Origin of the sequence: Bacillus sp. KH172YL63 (assembly GCF_011398925.1) — a bacterium.
GTDB lineage: Bacteria > Bacillota > Bacilli > Bacillales > Bacillaceae_B > Rossellomorea.
On record NZ_AP022842.1, the window covers coordinates 874,375 to 892,018 of the forward strand.

Genomic DNA, 17,644 nt, shown 5'->3' on the forward strand with positions numbered 1-17,644 from the left:
TAATCATGTTCTGCATCTCGGGAATCTCTCTTTTGACAGAACTCTATGAAGATATAAAACTTTGATTGACATTTCGGTGGGGAAGGGAATAAGATGAACATATAATTTGCGTATAGGAAACTTTTTAACATAAAGACAATATACTTTACCGGAGGAATGAAACATGTCCGAAGTCAAGACAATGCTTCTTTCAGAGTGCAAGCCAGGGGAACGGGTCCTTATTACATCATTATCATTAGAAGGTACGATGAGGAGAAGATTATTGGATTTAGGCTTTGTGAAAGGGTCAGAAGTATACGTGATCCAGAAAAGCCCGCTTGGCGATCCGATGGCATTTCGTGTAAGTGATACGACGATCGCCCTCAGAAAAGAAGAAAGCTCAAAGATTCATGTACAGAAACTTGGAGGTGTGTGACATGAGCTCATACAGAATTGCGCTTGCCGGCAATCCGAATACCGGAAAAAGCACCTTGTTCAACCTGTTGACGGGATTGCGCCAGCATACAGGGAACTGGCCGGGGAAGACGGTCATCCATGCGGAAGGTGAATTCAGGCATCTTGATACGGATTTCACCATCATCGATCTGCCTGGTACGTATTCCCTCTATTCCAATTCAGCCGATGAAGAAGTAGCCAGGGATTATATCATTTTTGATAAACCGGATGTGACACTCGTCGTACTGGATGCGACTTCACTCGAGAGAAACATGAACCTTGCCCTTCAAGTGATGGAAATGACAGACCGGGTGATCGTATGCCTGAACTTGATCGATGAAGCGAAGAAAAAGGGCATCGAAGTGGACAGTGATCTTCTCAGCAAAAAGCTCGGCGTCCCTGTTTTGAAAACCTCAGCGAGAAACAAGACAGGCATCAAGGAACTGCTCGATACCGTCCACGAAATGGCCAAGGGGAATATAAAGACGAATCCGTATCGCATGACCTACTCAGACGAAATCGAAGCGAAAATCGAAGAACTCGCTCCTAAAGTGAGGGGGATGATCGGCGACGAATTCCCGGTCCGCTGGATTTCCTTACGGCTGCTGGATGGAGATGAAAGCATCCTGCATTCGTTGAATAACCATTTTAAAAAGGAACGAACGAAGGGAGGCTACTCCAATGTCTCAATCAATGCAACCACCTGAGGGGGATCAGGCACTCGTTCATTTATTCAATCATGCCAAAGGGATGTCGAGTGCCAATCTCCGGGATGAGATCGTGGAAAACATCTACTCTACAAGCAGGGGGATCTGCAGGGAAGCTGTCACCTACAAAAGCAAGGAACGTATCCACTCAGAAAAACTCGATAAAGTGCTGACTTCCCCGATCTGGGGATTCCCGATCATGCTTGCCATGCTCGGAGCCGTCTTCTACCTGACGATAGCAGGTGCGAACGTTCCGTCAGGCATGCTTGCAGAAAGCTTCGCATGGATGGAGGGCAAGCTGACACTGCTCTTTACCGCCATGAACGCACCGGAGTGGCTCCATGGCATCCTTGTCCTTGGCTTCTTCCGTGGAACCGGCTGGGTGATCAGCGTCATGCTCCCGCCGATGGCCATATTCTTCCCGGCGTTTGCACTCCTTGAAAATTACGGATATTTACCAAGGGTCGCATTCAACATGGACCGCCTGTTCAAAAAAGCGGGAGGTCACGGCAAGCAGTCACTGACGATGGCAATGGGGTTCGGCTGTAACGCAGCAGCAATCATGTCGACCCGGATCATCGAATCACCCAGAGAACGTATGCTTGCGATTCTGACGAATAACTTTGTTCCGTGCAATGGACGGTGGCCGACGCTCATCCTCCTTGCGTCACTGTTTATGGCAGCAGGATACGCAGGCGGGATCGCCTCACTCGTGACGGCAGCAACCGTCATGTCGATGGTGCTGATCGGAATCGTCGTGACCATCACCGTTTCATGGATCCTTTCCAAAACGGCACTTAAAGGAGTCCCGACCCACTATACGCTGGAACTGCCGCCATACCGTCGCCCTAAAATATGGAACACAGTGCTGCGCTCAAGCATCGACAAATCATGGTATGTACTAAAAAGAGCCGTGATCGTTGCAGCACCGGCGTCGATCATCACATGGATCATCGCCAATATTTACATCGGTGACACGAGCATCCTGATGCATTTCGTCAACTTCCTGGATCCATTCGGTCAGGCGCTTGGCATGGACGGCTTCATCATGGCAGCCTTCATCATCGGGCTTCCTGCCAATGAAATCGTCGTCCCGATCCTGATCATGGCCTACTTGTCACAGGGTGCGATGCTCGAACTTGATGACCTGACAGAATTGAAGGCAGTATTCGTCAGCCACGGCTGGACCTGGCTGACGGCCCTGAATATGATGCTCTTTTCACTGCTCCATTTCCCATGTGGAACGACACTTGTGAATATATACAAAGAAACCAAAAGCAAGAAATGGACGTTCCTCGCATTTGCGATTCCGACCGCGATTGCCATCGGCGTCACCTTCCTGGTCGCAACGATCGTCAAAGCGATGGGCTGGGTATAAAATCTATGAAAGCAAATCCTCTCTCCGACGAGGATTTGCTTTTTATATTCTCACTGAAAGAAACAGTGAAAAATGATACGATAATAAAAGATAAACCCACAAGGAGTCAAAAATGAAAGAATACTACTACGATAAATTATTGAATATCAAAACCGCACAGCAGCAAAAGGGGTTCCACCAATCCCTCCACTACCACCGCTATGAACCCACACCCTACGCTGCGCTCGAACAACTATTCCAACAATACGAGCTGAGCAGCACCGACAGCATCGTCGACTTCGGGTGCGGAAAAGGACGCCTGAATTTCTTCATCCACCACCAATTCCAATCCGGGGTCGTCGGTGTCGAAATGAATGAAGGATTCTACGAAGACGCCATGAAAAATCTCGCAAGCTATCAACAAAAAACAAAAGTGAGAGAAGGGACACTCACATTCCAACACTGCCTGGCAGAAGAGTATCTCATACAGAAACAGGACAACCGCTTCTACTTCTTCAATCCCTTTTCCCTTCAAATCTTCATGAAAGTCGTCAACAACATCCTCCAATCGGTGGAAACCTTCCCCCGGGACATTGAAATCCTGCTGTACTACAGCTCGGATGAATACGTTCATTACATGGAGGATCACCCGTTATTTCAATTGAGAAAAGAGATCGATCTGACAGGGGAGTATGAGAAGAATGAGTATGAGCGGTTTTTGGTGTATGGGTTGGGGTATTGACTGAGGTTTGTCAGTTTGTTGAATTGTCGGGGTTATTTGTCAGTTGAAAAACGGACTTTAGTTGTCTGTTAAAAAGACGAATACTTTTGTCTGTTAAATATTCCGGTTTATTTGTCAGGCAAATAGCGGGTGAGATTTAACAGGCAAAATCCGTTTGGGATTTAATAGTCAAAACAATCAATGGAATCAACATTTATTTCTGGCAAAATCAGCAGTTGTTTGTGTTTTATGTGCCGTCTAACATTGGGTATATTAGTGAAATTAAAGTTTATGTATTATTAAATCTTATTGAAATTTAATTTCGTCATCGCATATAATCATAGTGAATTAAAAGCCTTTTCATGACATATCTTTGGGAGGTGACCATGAAGGAGTTTCAGGTTCTAAAACACATCAAGGGTCAAATGGTCAACTATACTCCGTCTGAAATGGCGGTTGCTCAGTACGTGTTGGAGTATCCGGAGAAAGTGATGGAGATGACGACCAAGCAGCTGTCACAGGCATGCGGCAGCAGTGAGGCAGCCATCATCCGGTTCTGCAAACGGATCGGTATCAACAGTTTCAGCGGCTTGAAGATCGAGCTTGCGAAAAGCACGAACGGCGAAGAAATGCCGGGGCATGACATCAATACGCTTCTTCATTTTGAAGACGATCTTGAAACCGTCTTTAACAAAGTGCTCGTCAACACCCATCAGGCAATTAAAAATACGGAAAAGCTTTTTTCCATCTCTGAACTTGATCGTGCCGTCGAGGCGTTTCATCAAGCGGAGAGGGTTTATCTGTACGGGGTGGGCGGTTCAGCAATCGTCGCCGAGGATTTTACCCAGAAGTTGCTGCGGCTTAATTATCTGGCGTTTCAAGCGAGTGACAGCCATGTGCAAATGATGATGGCGGCCAATATGACCGAGCGTGACGTCCTGTTCGTCGTCTCTACTTCTGGTCAGACGAAGGAAATATTGAAGCTGATGAATGTCGCCGGGGAAAAGGGGGCGACCATCGTTCTGTTAACACAGCATGGCAAATCACCTGCACGGAAGCTTGCCGACATCGTGTTGACGATTTCAGAAGAAGAACACAATATCCGGATCGGGACGATGACGGCAAGGATTGCTCAACTCGTCGTAATCGATGCGCTGTTCGTCGCTTTATGCATGAAAAAAGGACATGGTGTCTACGAGCAAATCATTCATACACACGAAGTCGTTCAACGATTGAAAGAGAAGGAATAAGGGATTGAGTATTATTCGCATGCTCAGGGAGCTTCTCTGAGGAAGAAGTGGATAGGTTTTTACAATTATATTTGTAAGTTGGTGATATATTGGTGGAAGTCGATAATAAATCGGAAGAAGTCGATAATATAATGGGAAAGTCAATAATATTTCGGCCGAACCCGATAATATATTGTCCAAAGTCGATAATATATCTATTGGGCCCGATCATAACTCATGAAAAATGGTATAAAAGCAGGCGCGAGGGTTCCAAAATGGGCTCATGTGGGTTGTTTATTTTCAAATTGATCTTACTTATTTTCAAAAATAGCGTATTATTTTCAAAACCGGCCAACTTATTTTCAAAAACAGCAATATATTTTCAAAACCAGAAACTTAAGCCTAAAACCTACCACTGCCATAACCAAACAAAGAGCGTTCCCAAAAAGGGACGCTCTTTCTATTCACCTAACCCTTACCGCACGCGCATCCATACTTACAACGCCGGCTGCGATTAAATCTATATATTTGTGTAAATAAAAAGGGCCTTTTAATTCCCATGATACAATGTTTTCGACCAAGAAAATCTGTATATGGAAGAATTAAAAATGACCCAACTTAATCTTACTTTAAATATCGAAGAATTAAAAGACCAGGTAGCTAACTCTGACCTAGATGCCCTTGTTAAATCTTCCCTCGTTTTAGATATAAAACATTCTTACTAAGAGAGGGATGTAACACACCCCTTTTTGTCCAAACTTATTAAAAAGAAATTGACCCTGCAGTGCACCACATAGTTTAAAATGCAATTGTGAGGTGATCAGGTGTACAAGGTAAGTGAGTTTTCAAAAATGACCGGACTCAGCAAGGAAACGCTCCGTTATTATGCAGACATCAAGCTGCTGGAGCCGGTCTATATCGATCCTGCCAATCACTACCGCTATTATGATAATGGATCCTATCTTGTCGGCAGGTTGCTGGTTTATTTGAGGCGGTTCAACTTCACCATCCAGGAAATGCTGGAAGTGGTGAATGATGAATCCTTTGAAAATTTAGAGGAATTGATCCGGGCGAAGCGGCGGGATCTGCAAGCTGAAATACAGCGAATACAAACCGTGATCGAAGAAATGGATGATTTCTTTGAGATGGGAATAGGAGAGGGAAAAGATGATCACATGGCATGAAGAACGCATCATTCCAGTCAACATCGAGAAAGTTTGGCATTTGTTTGAACTTGAGAACATTCAACGCATTATGCCGAATGTTGTGGAGAATAAGGTGCTGGAGCAAAAAGAGGGCGTGGTCGGCTCGACTTATCAACAGAAATACAAAGAAGGCAAGAGGATTGAAACGTATATCGTGGAAGATCTTGAGTATGAAAATACGCCGGAGAAAAAGCATAACAAGATCGGTTTCACACTGGCCAAGGCCTTTGACATAAAAGCCGAGTTCACTCTCCATAAGATCGATGAACATCAAACGAGATTCATTTACAAAGGAGAAAACAAGGGACTGAACTTCCTCGGAAAAGTACTCCTCAAGCTCGGCGGCGAAAAAAACAACCACAAAGTCGTCACTGAATTCATGGACCGTGTAGAGCAGGAAGCCTTGAAAGAAGCGTAGGAGGGACGGACCTTGCCTTCAGGGCTCATTAAAGTACGCTTCCACGAGAAAAGAATGGGAATAAATTCAAAATTCCTGAATATTGTATAGAAAAGGAATTTTCGGTGCATGTGTACATGGTGGGGAAAGGTGCAGAGTATGGATATCAAAGAAAGCCCTTGAAGATCACTCATACAGGCTTCCCAGGGCCAGGTGAGGTAATAAAGAAAGGAAAGATTCTCCAAGGGCTTCCTGATATAAATAGTATTGGCCTACATAAGTAATTATGTCTGGGAATATATACCTAACAATATTCAAAAAGAGGGACGGACCTCCGAAAAGTTTCGGAAGGTCCGTCCCTCTTCACTATGGTTTGATTAGGCAAAAATCAGGGAATAGAAGAACAGTTTAAGGTTCTTTAACCTAATATTATTCCATCGGTGGGTCTCAGCAGGCATGTTTACTACATAAAAACGGAGGTCCGTCCCTCGAACGAAAGGCATGAAAACATGCAAATTTTTGTATGTAAAAAAATTTTTTTTAGTTATCATTTTGCATGAAAATTCATGTGGGATGGGCTGGATTTTGTTTCGGTTGCCAAAATATTGTAAGCGATTTCTTTATTATTTTATCAAGCTTTTAAACATTCTGAATATTGAGTGAAACGAAGTATTTACATAGGGGGACCCCACTCGTGTGTTCCATATATATTTTGAAAATATGCGGTTCTGCAGTTAACAAAATTTTTCGTTTTTTCTAAATTTCATGGTATACTAACGAAAATTAAGAAAATTTAATTAATCGGTTAATTATTCAAAAAATATACACGTCAGTAGAGGAGGACAATGGATGAAAACGAATCTTCCTGTCGCGCAGGGGATGTATGATCCTGCACAAGAACATGAAGCATGCGGTATTGGCATGATCGCCAATATCGACGGGACGAAGAGCCATAATATCGTCCAGAACGCCATTAATATTCTATGTAACTTAGAGCACCGCGGAGGACAATCCGCTGATACAAGTACCGGTGACGGTGCCGGTATCCTTACACAAATCCCTCATCATTTCTTCAAAAAACAATGTGAGAAAGAAGACATTATCCTTCCACGTAAAGGTGAATACGGAATCGGGATGGTATTTTTACCCGAGAATTATGAGAAGCGCTTGAAGAGTAAGGAAATCTTCGAACGCATCATCGCAGAAGAAGGTCAGAAGACGCTTGGCTGGAGACCTGTACCGCTGAATGATTCCTTTGTCGGGAAAGTCGCTTCAAAATCTAAGCCTTTCATTCGCCAGGTTTTCATCGGGGCATCTGAAGATATGGAAAACCGGATGGATTTCGAACGTAAACTTTATGTGATCCGGAAGCGGATTGAAAAGGAAGTTGGGACTGTCGAAGGGCAGGAGGATGTTTATCTTTGCAGCCTTTCGTCTACGACCATCGTGTACAAAGGGATGCTCATCCCGGAACAGCTCGATTCTTTTTATATCGACCTCAATCACCCAGAGTTTCGTTCCGCATTGGCGCTTGTGCATTCCCGCTTTAGTACAAACACTTTCCCAAGCTGGCAGCGGTCCCATCCAAACCGATATACGATCCACAATGGAGAATTCAATACGCTGCGGGGGAATGTAAACTGGATGCGTGCAAGGGAAAAACTGTGCCATTCAAGTGCGTTCAAAGAAGAAGATCTGGAAAAGATCCTTCCTGTCATCGATGAAACCGGAAGTGATTCATCCATGTTCGATAACTGTTTTGAATTCCTGCATTTATCAGGAAGATCCCTTGCTCATACAGCGATGATGATGGTTCCCGAACCTTGGGAGAATGATGACACGATCCATCCGAAGAAAAGGGATTTCTATGAATACCACAGCTGCTTGATGGAGCCTTGGGACGGACCGGCAGCCCTTGTCTTTACGGACGGAAACCAGATCGGTGCCTGCCTCGACCGGAATGGACTGCGTCCTGCCCGTTATTACGTCACGAAGGGCGGCATGATTGTCCTCGGTTCTGAAGTGGGGGCCCTGGATATTTTCGCCGATGATATTGTGTACAAAGACCGCCTGCAGCCAGGAAAGATGCTGCTCGTAGATTTGGAAAAGGGACGAATCATCCCGGATGAAGAAATCAAGCTTCGGGTCGCTTCAGAGCAGCCGTACAGACACTGGCTTGATAATAATAAATTTAAGCTTGAAGACCTGCCTGAGTCACTTCACGAACCGGTACACTATGATGCCGAAGAAGTGCTCCAGCAGCAACAGGCATTCGGCTACACAACGGAAGAGCTGAACAAAATCATCAAACCGATGGTGACGGACGGGAAAGATCCTGTCGGTTCCATGGGATATGATTCACCTCTAGCCGTTCTGTCCAAGAAGCCGCAGCTTCTTTATAACTACTTCAAACAATTGTTTGCCCAAGTGACCAACCCGCCGATCGATGCAATCCGTGAGCAGATCATCACGTCGGTCGGAACCACGATCGGGGCAGAGGGGAACCTGGTTCATCCAGGTCCGGAAAGCTGCAGGCATATTCATCTCGATACACCGATTATCACCGGTGAAGAGCTTGAAAAGCTGCGCCATCAAAACGAAAAAGGCTTTAAAGCGGAGACGCTGTCGATTTTATTTGATGTCACGGATGAAGAGAATCAGCTGGATGATACACTCAATGCCCTTTTTGAAAAAGCAGACGAAGCCGTCAGCGACGGCGCGACGCTCTTGATTTTATCTGACAGGGGCGTGACGAAGGAGAGAGCTGCAATTCCTGCCCTTCTTGCCGTATCCGGTCTGCATCATCATTTGATCCGCAAGGGGACACGTACGACGGTCAGCATCCTGCTGGAATCAGGTGAACCGAGGGAGGTCCACCATTTCGCCTCCCTGCTCGGCTACGGTGCTGAAGCCATCAGTCCATATCTCGCATTTGAAACACTGCGTGATCTCATTGAAAAAGGTGAGCTCCAAGGTGTCACCTATGAAGAAGCGGTGAATGCATTTGTGAAATCCGGGACAGACGGGGTCATCAAGGTTCTCTCGAAAATGGGGATTTCCACGATCCAGAGTTACCGTGGTGCGCAAATTTTCGAAGCAGTCGGAATCCATAAAGACGTCATTGATAAATATTTCACCCGTACCGCATCAAGGCTCGGCGGCATCGGGATGGACATCATCGAGAAAGAAGTGCTCATGCGTCACCGTAAAGCGTTCAATGAGCGTAAAGACCATCAGCAGACGCTGGAATCGGGTGACGAATTCCAATATCGCAAAAACGGTGAAGATCATGCGTACAATCCAAGCACGATCCATACCCTTCAGCATGCATGCCGGACGAATAATTATGAATTATTCAAGAAGTATTCCAGCATGCTGACAGATGAAAAGCAGAATCTCCAATCTTTACGCGGTCTGCTTTCTTTTAAAGAAACGAAGCCGATACCAATTGAAGAGGTAGAGTCTGTGGAAGAGATCTGCCGCAGATTCAAGACAGGCGCCATGTCGTTCGGATCCATCAGTCAGGAAGCCCACGAGGCGTTGGCGATTGCCATGAATAAAATCGGCGGACGCAGTAACTCCGGGGAAGGCGGGGAGCACCCGAGCCGATTCACACCTGATGAGAACGGAGATTCACGACGCAGTTCCATCAAGCAGGTCGCATCAGGCCGTTTCGGTGTTACAAGCCATTACCTGGTGAACGCCGATGAAATACAAATCAAAGTGGCACAAGGGGCGAAGCCTGGTGAAGGGGGACATCTCCCTGGTAAAAAGGTGTATCCATGGGTGGCAGAAGTCCGTGGCTCGACGCCTGGTGTGGAATTGATTTCACCTCCTCCACATCATGATATCTACTCGATCGAAGACCTTGCTGAGCTAATCTATAATTTGAAAAACGCCAATCCACAGGCACGCATCAGTGTAAAACTCGTTTCAGCTGTCGGAGTCGGCACGATCGCTGCCGGTGTGGCAAAAGGCCGCGCCGATGTGGTACTGATCAGCGGTTATGATGGCGGGACAGGTGCTGCACCGCGGACCAGCCTGAAGCATACGGGTCTTCCATGGGAAATCGGCCTTGCCGAAGCCCATCAGACGCTGTTGCTGAACCGCCTACGTGACCGGATCGTCGTGGAGACAGACGGCAAGATGATGACCGGACGGGATGTTGTCGTAGCTTCGCTTCTCGGAGCCGAAGAATATGGATTCTCGACGGCACCGCTCGTTGTACTTGGATGTGTCATGATGCGCGTCTGCCATATGAATACATGCCCGGTTGGGATTGCGACGCAAGATCCAGAGCTCCGTAAGAAATACACAGGTGATCCTGAACACGTTGCGAACTTCATGCGCTTTGTCGCCCAGGAAACAAGGGAGCTGATGGCTCAACTCGGTTTCCGCACAATCAATGAAATGATCGGAAGGACCGATATCCTTGAGGCGAACGAAGCGATCGATCATTGGAAAGGGAAGGGGATCGACTTATCGGCCCTCCTCTATCAGCCGGATGTACCGGAGAAAGTAAGCCGTTACGCAACCCGGAAACAAAATCATGAGCTGGAGAAGACGCTTGATTATCAAGAGCTCATCCCGCGCTGCCGTCAGGCGATCGAAACCGGTGAACCGGTTGAGTGGACGACGGCAATCCGGAACATTCACCGGGTGACGGGCACGATGCTCGGCAGCGAAATCACTAAGCGCTACGGCGCAGAAGGACTGCCGGAAGATACGATCCGGTTGACATTTAAGGGATCTGCCGGCCAGAGCTTTGGTGCTTACATCCCGAAAGGACTCACCCTTCGCCTTGTCGGGGATTCGAATGATTTCGTCGGAAAAGGATTGTCAGGCGGAAAGATCATCGTCCATCCGGATCCGACGGCCACATTCATTCCTGAAAGGAATACCATCATCGGAAACGTATCCTTCTACGGTGCTTCCGGTGGGGAAGCGTACATTTACGGTGTAGCCGGGGAACGTTTCTGTGTCCGTAACAGCGGTGCACAGGTAGTGGTGGAAAGCGTCGGGGATCACGGCTGTGAATATATGACCGGAGGAAAAGTCGTAGTCCTTGGACTGACAGGCCGGAATTTTGCCGCAGGTATGTCTGGCGGGGTGGCCTATGTCCTTGATGAAGATGAAAACTTCCGTTCAAGATGCAACCATGAACTTGTCCTCGTCCAGCCGTTGTTCGATCCGGAAGAAATGAAGGAAGTTTACGGTATGATCGAGCAATACGTTCATTACACAAACAGTACGAATGGTAAAAAAATCTTAGCGAACTGGGATTCATACGTGTCCAGATTTGTCCGTGTGATTCCGAAATCGTACCTCAAGATGAGAGAACGGATCAGTGAGCTTGAAAATAGCGGATTGGAAAAATTCGATGCAGAAATGGCAGCATTCGAAGAAGGTACGAAAGAAGAGAAAAAAATATTAGAAACAGCGAAATAAAAAGGGGAGGGGGATACGATGGGAAAAGCAACTGGATTCATGGAATACAGTAGACAAACGATGGCTGAAAGGCCACCGGCAGAACGGACGAAAGATTGGAAGGATTACACATCTCCTCTTTCAGAAGCGGAAGTCAAAAAACAGGGGGCACGCTGCATGGACTGCGGCGTTCCCACTTGTCAGTCGGGAATGGAAATCAACGGCGTGACGACCGGTTGTCCCGTTTATCACTTAATACCGGAATGGAACGACCTCGTCTATCAAGGACAATGGAAGGAAGCGCTCAAGCGGGAGCATCAGATGAATAACTTCCCGGAGTTCACAGGTTTTGCCTGTCCGGCACCATGCGAGGGAGCATGTGTGCTCGGTATCAATGAACCCCCGGTGGCAATCAGGACCGTGGAGCGTTCGATCATTGAAAAGGGGTTTGCAGAAGGCTGGGTCGTCCCGGAGCCTCCTGAACACCGCACCGGCAAACGGGTCGCTGTCGTTGGATCCGGTCCTGCCGGATTGGCATCTGCCGCTCAATTGAACAAAGCCGGTCATCTGGTGACCGTATTTGAAAAAAATGACCGGGTAGGCGGACTGTTGACGTACGGAATACCGGAAATGAAGCTTCCATACTCTGTCGTCAAGCGCCGCGTCGATATTTTGGAAGAAGAGGGAATTGAATTTGTCACGAATACGGAAGTCGGCAAGGACTACACGGTGGAAAATCTCCGTGAGAACTTCGATGCTGTCATCCTTTGCGGGGGAGCAGCCGTCCACCGTGACATCCAAGTAGATGGAAGGGATTTGAAGGGCGTCCATTATGCAATGGAATTCCTTCATGCCAATACGAAAAGCTTATTGGATTCCAATTTGCAGGATGGAAACTACATCTCTGCAGAAGGGAAAAATGTCATCGTCATCGGCGGTGGTGATACAGGTACAGACTGTCTGGCCACATCCATCAGACATAATTGCAAAAGTCTGACCCAGTTCGATATTTATGATAAAAAGGGAAGCATCCGTGATGAAGTGGGCAATCCCTGGCCACAATACCCGGTCATCCACCGGGTGGAGTACGGTCAGAAAGAAGCAGCCGAAGTCCTCGGTGAAGATCCCCGTGCATACGCTGTGCAGACAAAGAAATTTGTCGGGGATGAATATGGCTACATCAAGGAAGTACACACGGTGAATGTGAAGCTTCGATATGATGAAGAAGGAAACAAGATCCGTGAAGAAATCCCTGGCACAGAACAGGTGTGGCCGGCGGACCTGGTGCTGCTTGCAATCGGGTTCAGCGGTCCGGAACAAGACCTGATCAAAGGGCTGGAAGTCGAAACAAACAGCAATTCCACCGTCAAAGCCGAGTACGGTGACTACAAGACGAGCGTAGAAGGTGTCTTCGCTGCAGGAGACATGCGCCGCGGCCAGAGCCTCATCGTCTGGGCCATCAACGAAGGACGTGAAGCAGCCCGCGAATGCGACCGCTACCTCATGGGCACAACCGAACTACCTTAACCAAAAAACCAACCAACCTCCGCCAGGTCTGTACAAATGGCGGAGTTTTTGTATGGAAGAAGAGGGACGGACCTCCCCTGCATCGTACAGGGATGCCGTCAAATCAAGGTTTCTGCCTCGAAGAATGGCGTATATGGAGGTCCGTCCCTCTTCATCAGCCCCGCTGGGGAAAATGTACTTAACCGTACGCTTCTAAACCCTTCCCACCCGGAATATTTTAGTTGGGAGGGGTGTTGTCCGCATTTTTAGACAAAGTAGTGAGATAGGAACATAGACTGATAGGGGGAAAAACAAAATGATGAATTATTTACAGCGTATTGGTCGATCATTGATGCTTCCGGTTGCCGTCTTGCCGGCAGCGGCGATCCTGATGGGGGTCGGGTATTGGATCGATCCGAGTGGCTGGGGGGCTGACAGTCCGCTTGCCGCATTCCTGATCAAGGCAGGGGCGTCGATCATTGATAATATGGCGATCCTGTTCGCAGTCGGTGTCGCACTCGGGATGGCAAAAGCAAAGGACGGTTCCGCAGCGCTGAGTGGTCTTGTTGCGTTCCTGGTAATCAAGACGCTGCTGTCGACTGATTCGGTCGCACTGCTGCAAGGAGTGGATGCAGCGACGGTGAATCCGGCCTTTGACAAAATCGGGAATCAGTTTGTCGGGATCCTCTCAGGGCTTGTGGCAGCTGCCATGTATAATCGCTTCAGTGCTGTGAAGCTGCCCGATGCCCTGGCGTTCTTCAGTGGCAAGCGCCTCGTCCCGATCATGTCTGCCGTGGCGATGATGGCCGTTTCCGGCGTAATGCTGTTCGTGTGGCCGGTCATTTATACTGCGCTTGTGTCATTCGGTGAGCAGATCAGTTCTCTGAGCTTTACGGGTGCCGGTCTTTATGGATTCTTTAATCGACTGCTGATTCCGACAGGATTGCATCATGCCCTGAATTCTGTATTCTGGTTCGACGTCGCCGGTATCAATGACATCGGGAACTTCTGGTCCGGGAATGGCGAAAAAGGTGTAACGGGGATGTATCAGGCTGGCTTCTTCCCGGTGATGATGTTCGGTCTCCCGGCAGCGGGGCTCGCGATTTACCATGCAGCCAAGCCTCATAAGAAGAAACAAGTGGCTTCACTCATGCTGGCAGCAGGTTTTGCCTCGTTCTTTACAGGGGTGACAGAGCCGCTTGAGTTTGCGTTCATGTTTGTGGCACCGGCCCTTTATGTTGCCCATGCCGTGTTGACAGGGCTGTCACTGGCCATCGCATCCTTTTTCCACTGGACAGCAGGCTTCGGTTTCAGCGCAGGCTTCGTCGATTTCTTCCTGAGTTCAAGGCTTCCGTTAGCCAACATGCCGTATATGCTCCTTCTTCAAGGTGTCGTATTTGCCCTGCTTTATTATTTCTTATTCCGTTTCATGATCGCTAAATTCAATCTGATGACGCCTGGACGTGAAGAGGAGGGCGAACTAGCATCAGAAGAGGTTGCCGCCCTTTCTTCCGATGAAAAAATGGCTGCCATGGCAGCTGACATTTACGGAGGGCTCGGCGGGGATGAAAATGTCACGAGTATTGATAACTGCATTACACGATTGAGGGTGGAAGTGAAGGATATGGACGCTGTGGATCAGGAACGGATCAAGGCGACGGGCGTTCCGGGGATTCATATTGTAGGAGACAACAGCATCCAGGTGATCGTAGGGACGTCTGTCCAGTTCGTGGCCGATGAGATTGAGAGACTCCGACACTAGTATTCATACTTTGAAGAAGATGATGCGCAATGTCAGTTGAACATATCAGCCCCTCCCACCCCGGACCCTCTTGCAGGATCCGGGGTTTCTTTCTCTTAAACTGCAAAAATCCCTGCGATGGTCTATACTTTACTTAATAGAAATTATTCCGGAAAGGTTTTATCACTATGAAGCTAAAAGAATCGGATCTTTACCAACCGATCCAGAAACATTTTCATAAACAGGGTTATCAGGTGAACGGCGAAGTAAATGACTGTGATGTAACGGCCGTGAAGGAAGATGAGCTGATCATTGTGGAGCTGAAGCTTTCGTTGAATGTGGAACTCCTGATTCAGGCGGCAAAGCGTCAGCGTCTGACGGATCTTGTGTATATCGCCATCCCGAAACCGAAGCGTAAGGGGGCGAAACGCTGGACAGACGTTTGTCATTTAGTCAGGAGGCTCGAGCTCGGCTTGATCACCGTTTCCTTTACTACGAAAACACCAAAGCTTGATTTTGTCATCCACCCCCAACCCTTTGACCGAAAGAAAACCATGAACAACAGTAAGCGGAAGCGGGCGTCCCTCATCAAAGAGATCGAAGGGCGGAGTGCAGATTACAATGTGGGCGGAAGCAATAAGACGAAGATTATGACGGCCTATAAGGAAAATTGCATCCAGATCGCCTGTTACCTGGATCAGCACGGACCGATGTCCCCAAAGAACCTGGTCAAGATCGGTACAGGTAAAAAAACCCCTTCGATCCTTCAGAAAAACTACTATCGCTGGTTCGAGCGGGTGAAAAGGGGCGTATATGAGGTGAACGACCTCGGTAAGAAGGAACTCGAGAAGTACCCGGAACTTGTCAGCCATTATCTGAAGAAATTAGAAGAATAATAGAAAGAGCCTGCCTTCGGTTTGAAGGCAGGCTCTTCTTTACTTCCACTACTAGCCGATCCTTTCTTCACATATATATGACAGCAGGGAAGGTGATGGGAGGCTCGATGAATGAAGAAGAAAATAGAGGAACGTATCCGGAAGCTGGTGAGTGATCTTCAAGAGAGACAGGATAAAGAGGGAAGCTGGCATTTTTGCTTTGAGAATAGTGTGTTGACCGATGCATATATGATCATTCTCCTCTGTTCACTTGAAACGGGGGATGAGGAACTTGTCGGGAGGCTTGTCGGTCGCCTATGGAAGCTTCAGACCCGGGAAGGGACATGGAAGCTCTTTGAAGATGAGGAGGAAGGGAATCTTTCCTCTACGGTTGAAGCCTGTTTTGCCCTCACGTACAGCGGACTGGTGGAGGAAGGTGATAAGAGGCTGATAAAAGCCAAGCAGTTCATCGAGAAAAAGGGCGGATTCCACAAAGCCCATTCCATGACGAAATTCATGCTTGCCATCCATGGTCAATATGAGTGGAAGCATTTATTGCCGGTGCCGATTGAATTGTTGCTGCTCCCGAAATCATCTCCACTGAGTTTCTGGGATTTCAGCAGTTATGGCCGGGGACATATCGCACCGTTGATGTTGCTGAAAGACCGGGGCTATTCCTTCAAAAGCCCCCGTACACCGGACATACAGCATTTATCCAGGGCGCCGGAGGAGATTGGGTACAGCAGCAGGGAGATCGCCTTATTGAAGAAAATCAATGAGGGGCTCCAAAGCCTGCCGGACATTCCAGCTCATCTCCATCAGCAGGCACAGCAGTTTGCCCTGCACTATATGCTTCAGCGGATTGAATCAGACGGGACGTATCTCAGTTATTTCACTACGACTTTTTACATGATTTATGCCCTGCTCTCTTTAGGGTATGAGAAAAGTGACCCAATCATCGTGAAGGCGGTGGATGGCGTCAAAAAGATGGCCTGTGAAACGAAGAAAGGCACTCACATCCAGAATTCCCCTTCAACGGTGTGGGATACAGCCCTGATCAGCCATTCCCTTCAGGAGGCCGGTGTCGATGTGGGCGGAGGAACGGTACGGGAATCGGTTGACTTTATAATGAAGAAACAGCAATTCAAGTACGGGGACTGGGCGGTTGAAAGTGGCGTCACGCCTGGGGGATGGGGATTCTCCATCAGCAACAGCTTTCATCCGGATGTGGACGATACGACTGCCGCACTCAGGGCGGTCACCTATTCGGCAGCTAAAAAACCATTCGTACGGGAAGCATGGGAGCGGGGGACAGAGTGGGTCCTTGCCATGCAGAACCGTGACGGCGGATGGCCTGCCTTTGAAAAGAATAAAACGAAAGACATTCTTACTTCCTTTCCGCTGGACGGTGCGGAAGCAGCGGCGATCGATCCTTCCACCCCTGATCTGACAGGGAGGACACTGGAGTTTCTTGGGGGAAGTGCCGGATTGACACAGGAGCATCCCGGTGTGGAAAAGGCGGTCCGCTGGCTGAACCGGATGCAAAATGAAGACGGCTCGTGGTACGGGAGATGGGGAGTCTGCTACATTTATGGAACATGGTCAGCCATCACGGGGATGAGGGCTGCAGGCGTGCCATCCACCGACAGGTCTCTCCAAAGAGCTAAATCATGGCTCGAGGACATTCAGCAAAGGGACGGCGGCTGGGGGGAATCATGCTACAGCGACCAGAAAAAGACGTATATCCCCCTCCCATTCAGCACCGTGTCCCAAACGGCCTGGGCACTCGAAGCCCTCATTCACCTGGAAGATAAACCGACCCCGGCCATCGACCTTGGCATCACCGCACTTCTTGGTATGCTGGACGGAGCAGGGGACGCCCTTTCATGCACATATCCGACCGGCATCGGCCTTCCCGGACAATTTTACGTTCACTACCACAGCTATCAGTCCCTCTGGCCATTGCTGACTCTGAGCCTCTACCAGAAGAAATACGTGGAGGGACGGACCTCTTGAGGTCCGTCCCTCCATCGGGTAGAATGAA

General features: G+C 48.2%; 12 protein-coding genes. All 12 read left to right on the forward strand.

The genetic code is table 11. The features are described from left to right. Positions 1 to 163: 163 nt before the first annotated feature. Positions 164 to 415, forward strand: coding sequence for a FeoA family protein (locus KH172YL63_RS04310; protein ID WP_173104961.1), 252 nt, complete (start codon positions 164 to 166; stop codon positions 413 to 415). 1 nt (position 416) lies between these two features. Beyond that, positions 417 to 1,142, forward strand: coding sequence for a FeoB small GTPase domain-containing protein (locus tag KH172YL63_RS04315; RefSeq protein ID WP_173104962.1), 726 nt, complete (start codon positions 417 to 419; stop codon positions 1,140 to 1,142). Positions 1,143 to 1,185: 43 nt separating this feature from the next. Then, complete coding sequence (locus KH172YL63_RS04320) at positions 1,186 to 2,520, forward strand: nucleoside recognition domain-containing protein (RefSeq protein ID WP_442858770.1); 1,335 nt, start codon at positions 1,186 to 1,188, stop codon at positions 2,518 to 2,520. Positions 2,521 to 2,632: 112 nt separating this feature from the next. After that, positions 2,633 to 3,241 carry a methyltransferase gene (locus KH172YL63_RS04325; RefSeq protein ID WP_173104963.1) on the forward strand — a complete coding sequence of 203 codons (609 nt, stop codon included), beginning with the start codon at positions 2,633 to 2,635 and terminating at the stop codon, positions 3,239 to 3,241. Positions 3,242 to 3,606: 365 nt separating this feature from the next. Beyond that, on the forward strand, positions 3,607 to 4,470 hold the full coding sequence (locus tag KH172YL63_RS04330) for a MurR/RpiR family transcriptional regulator (RefSeq protein ID WP_173104964.1): 864 nt from the start codon (positions 3,607 to 3,609) through the stop codon (positions 4,468 to 4,470). A gap of 803 nt (positions 4,471 to 5,273) precedes the next feature. Continuing rightward, positions 5,274 to 5,633, forward strand: a complete 360-nt coding sequence (locus tag KH172YL63_RS04335) for a MerR family DNA-binding transcriptional regulator (RefSeq protein WP_173104965.1) — start codon at positions 5,274 to 5,276, stop codon at positions 5,631 to 5,633. Then, entirely contained in the window at positions 5,617 to 6,072 is a 456-nt protein-coding gene (locus KH172YL63_RS04340) for an SRPBCC family protein (RefSeq protein ID WP_173104966.1), read from the forward strand. The genes KH172YL63_RS04335 and KH172YL63_RS04340 overlap by 17 nt, the downstream gene beginning before the upstream one ends. Before the next feature lie 828 nt (positions 6,073 to 6,900). Beyond that, positions 6,901 to 11,499, forward strand: a complete 4,599-nt coding sequence (gene gltB / locus KH172YL63_RS04345) for a glutamate synthase large subunit (protein WP_173104967.1) — start codon at positions 6,901 to 6,903, stop codon at positions 11,497 to 11,499. Positions 11,500 to 11,517: 18 nt separating this feature from the next. Beyond that, positions 11,518 to 13,005, forward strand: a complete 1,488-nt coding sequence (locus KH172YL63_RS04350; RefSeq protein ID WP_173104968.1) for a glutamate synthase subunit beta — start codon at positions 11,518 to 11,520, stop codon at positions 13,003 to 13,005. Between the two features lie 295 nt (positions 13,006 to 13,300). After that, positions 13,301 to 14,746: an N-acetylglucosamine-specific PTS transporter subunit IIBC gene (gene nagE / locus KH172YL63_RS04355; protein ID WP_173104969.1), complete on the forward strand. Its 1,446-nt coding sequence runs from the start codon at positions 13,301 to 13,303 to the stop codon at positions 14,744 to 14,746. Positions 14,747 to 14,913: 167 nt separating this feature from the next. After that, positions 14,914 to 15,621: a DUF2161 domain-containing phosphodiesterase gene (locus tag KH172YL63_RS04360; RefSeq protein WP_173104970.1), complete on the forward strand. Its 708-nt coding sequence runs from the start codon at positions 14,914 to 14,916 to the stop codon at positions 15,619 to 15,621. A 111-nt stretch (positions 15,622 to 15,732) separates the two neighbouring features. Next, positions 15,733 to 17,616 (forward strand): terpene cyclase/mutase family protein, encoded by a 1,884-nt coding sequence (locus KH172YL63_RS04365; RefSeq protein WP_173104971.1) that lies wholly within the window; start codon positions 15,733 to 15,735, stop codon positions 17,614 to 17,616. Positions 17,617 to 17,644 lie beyond the last annotated feature (28 nt).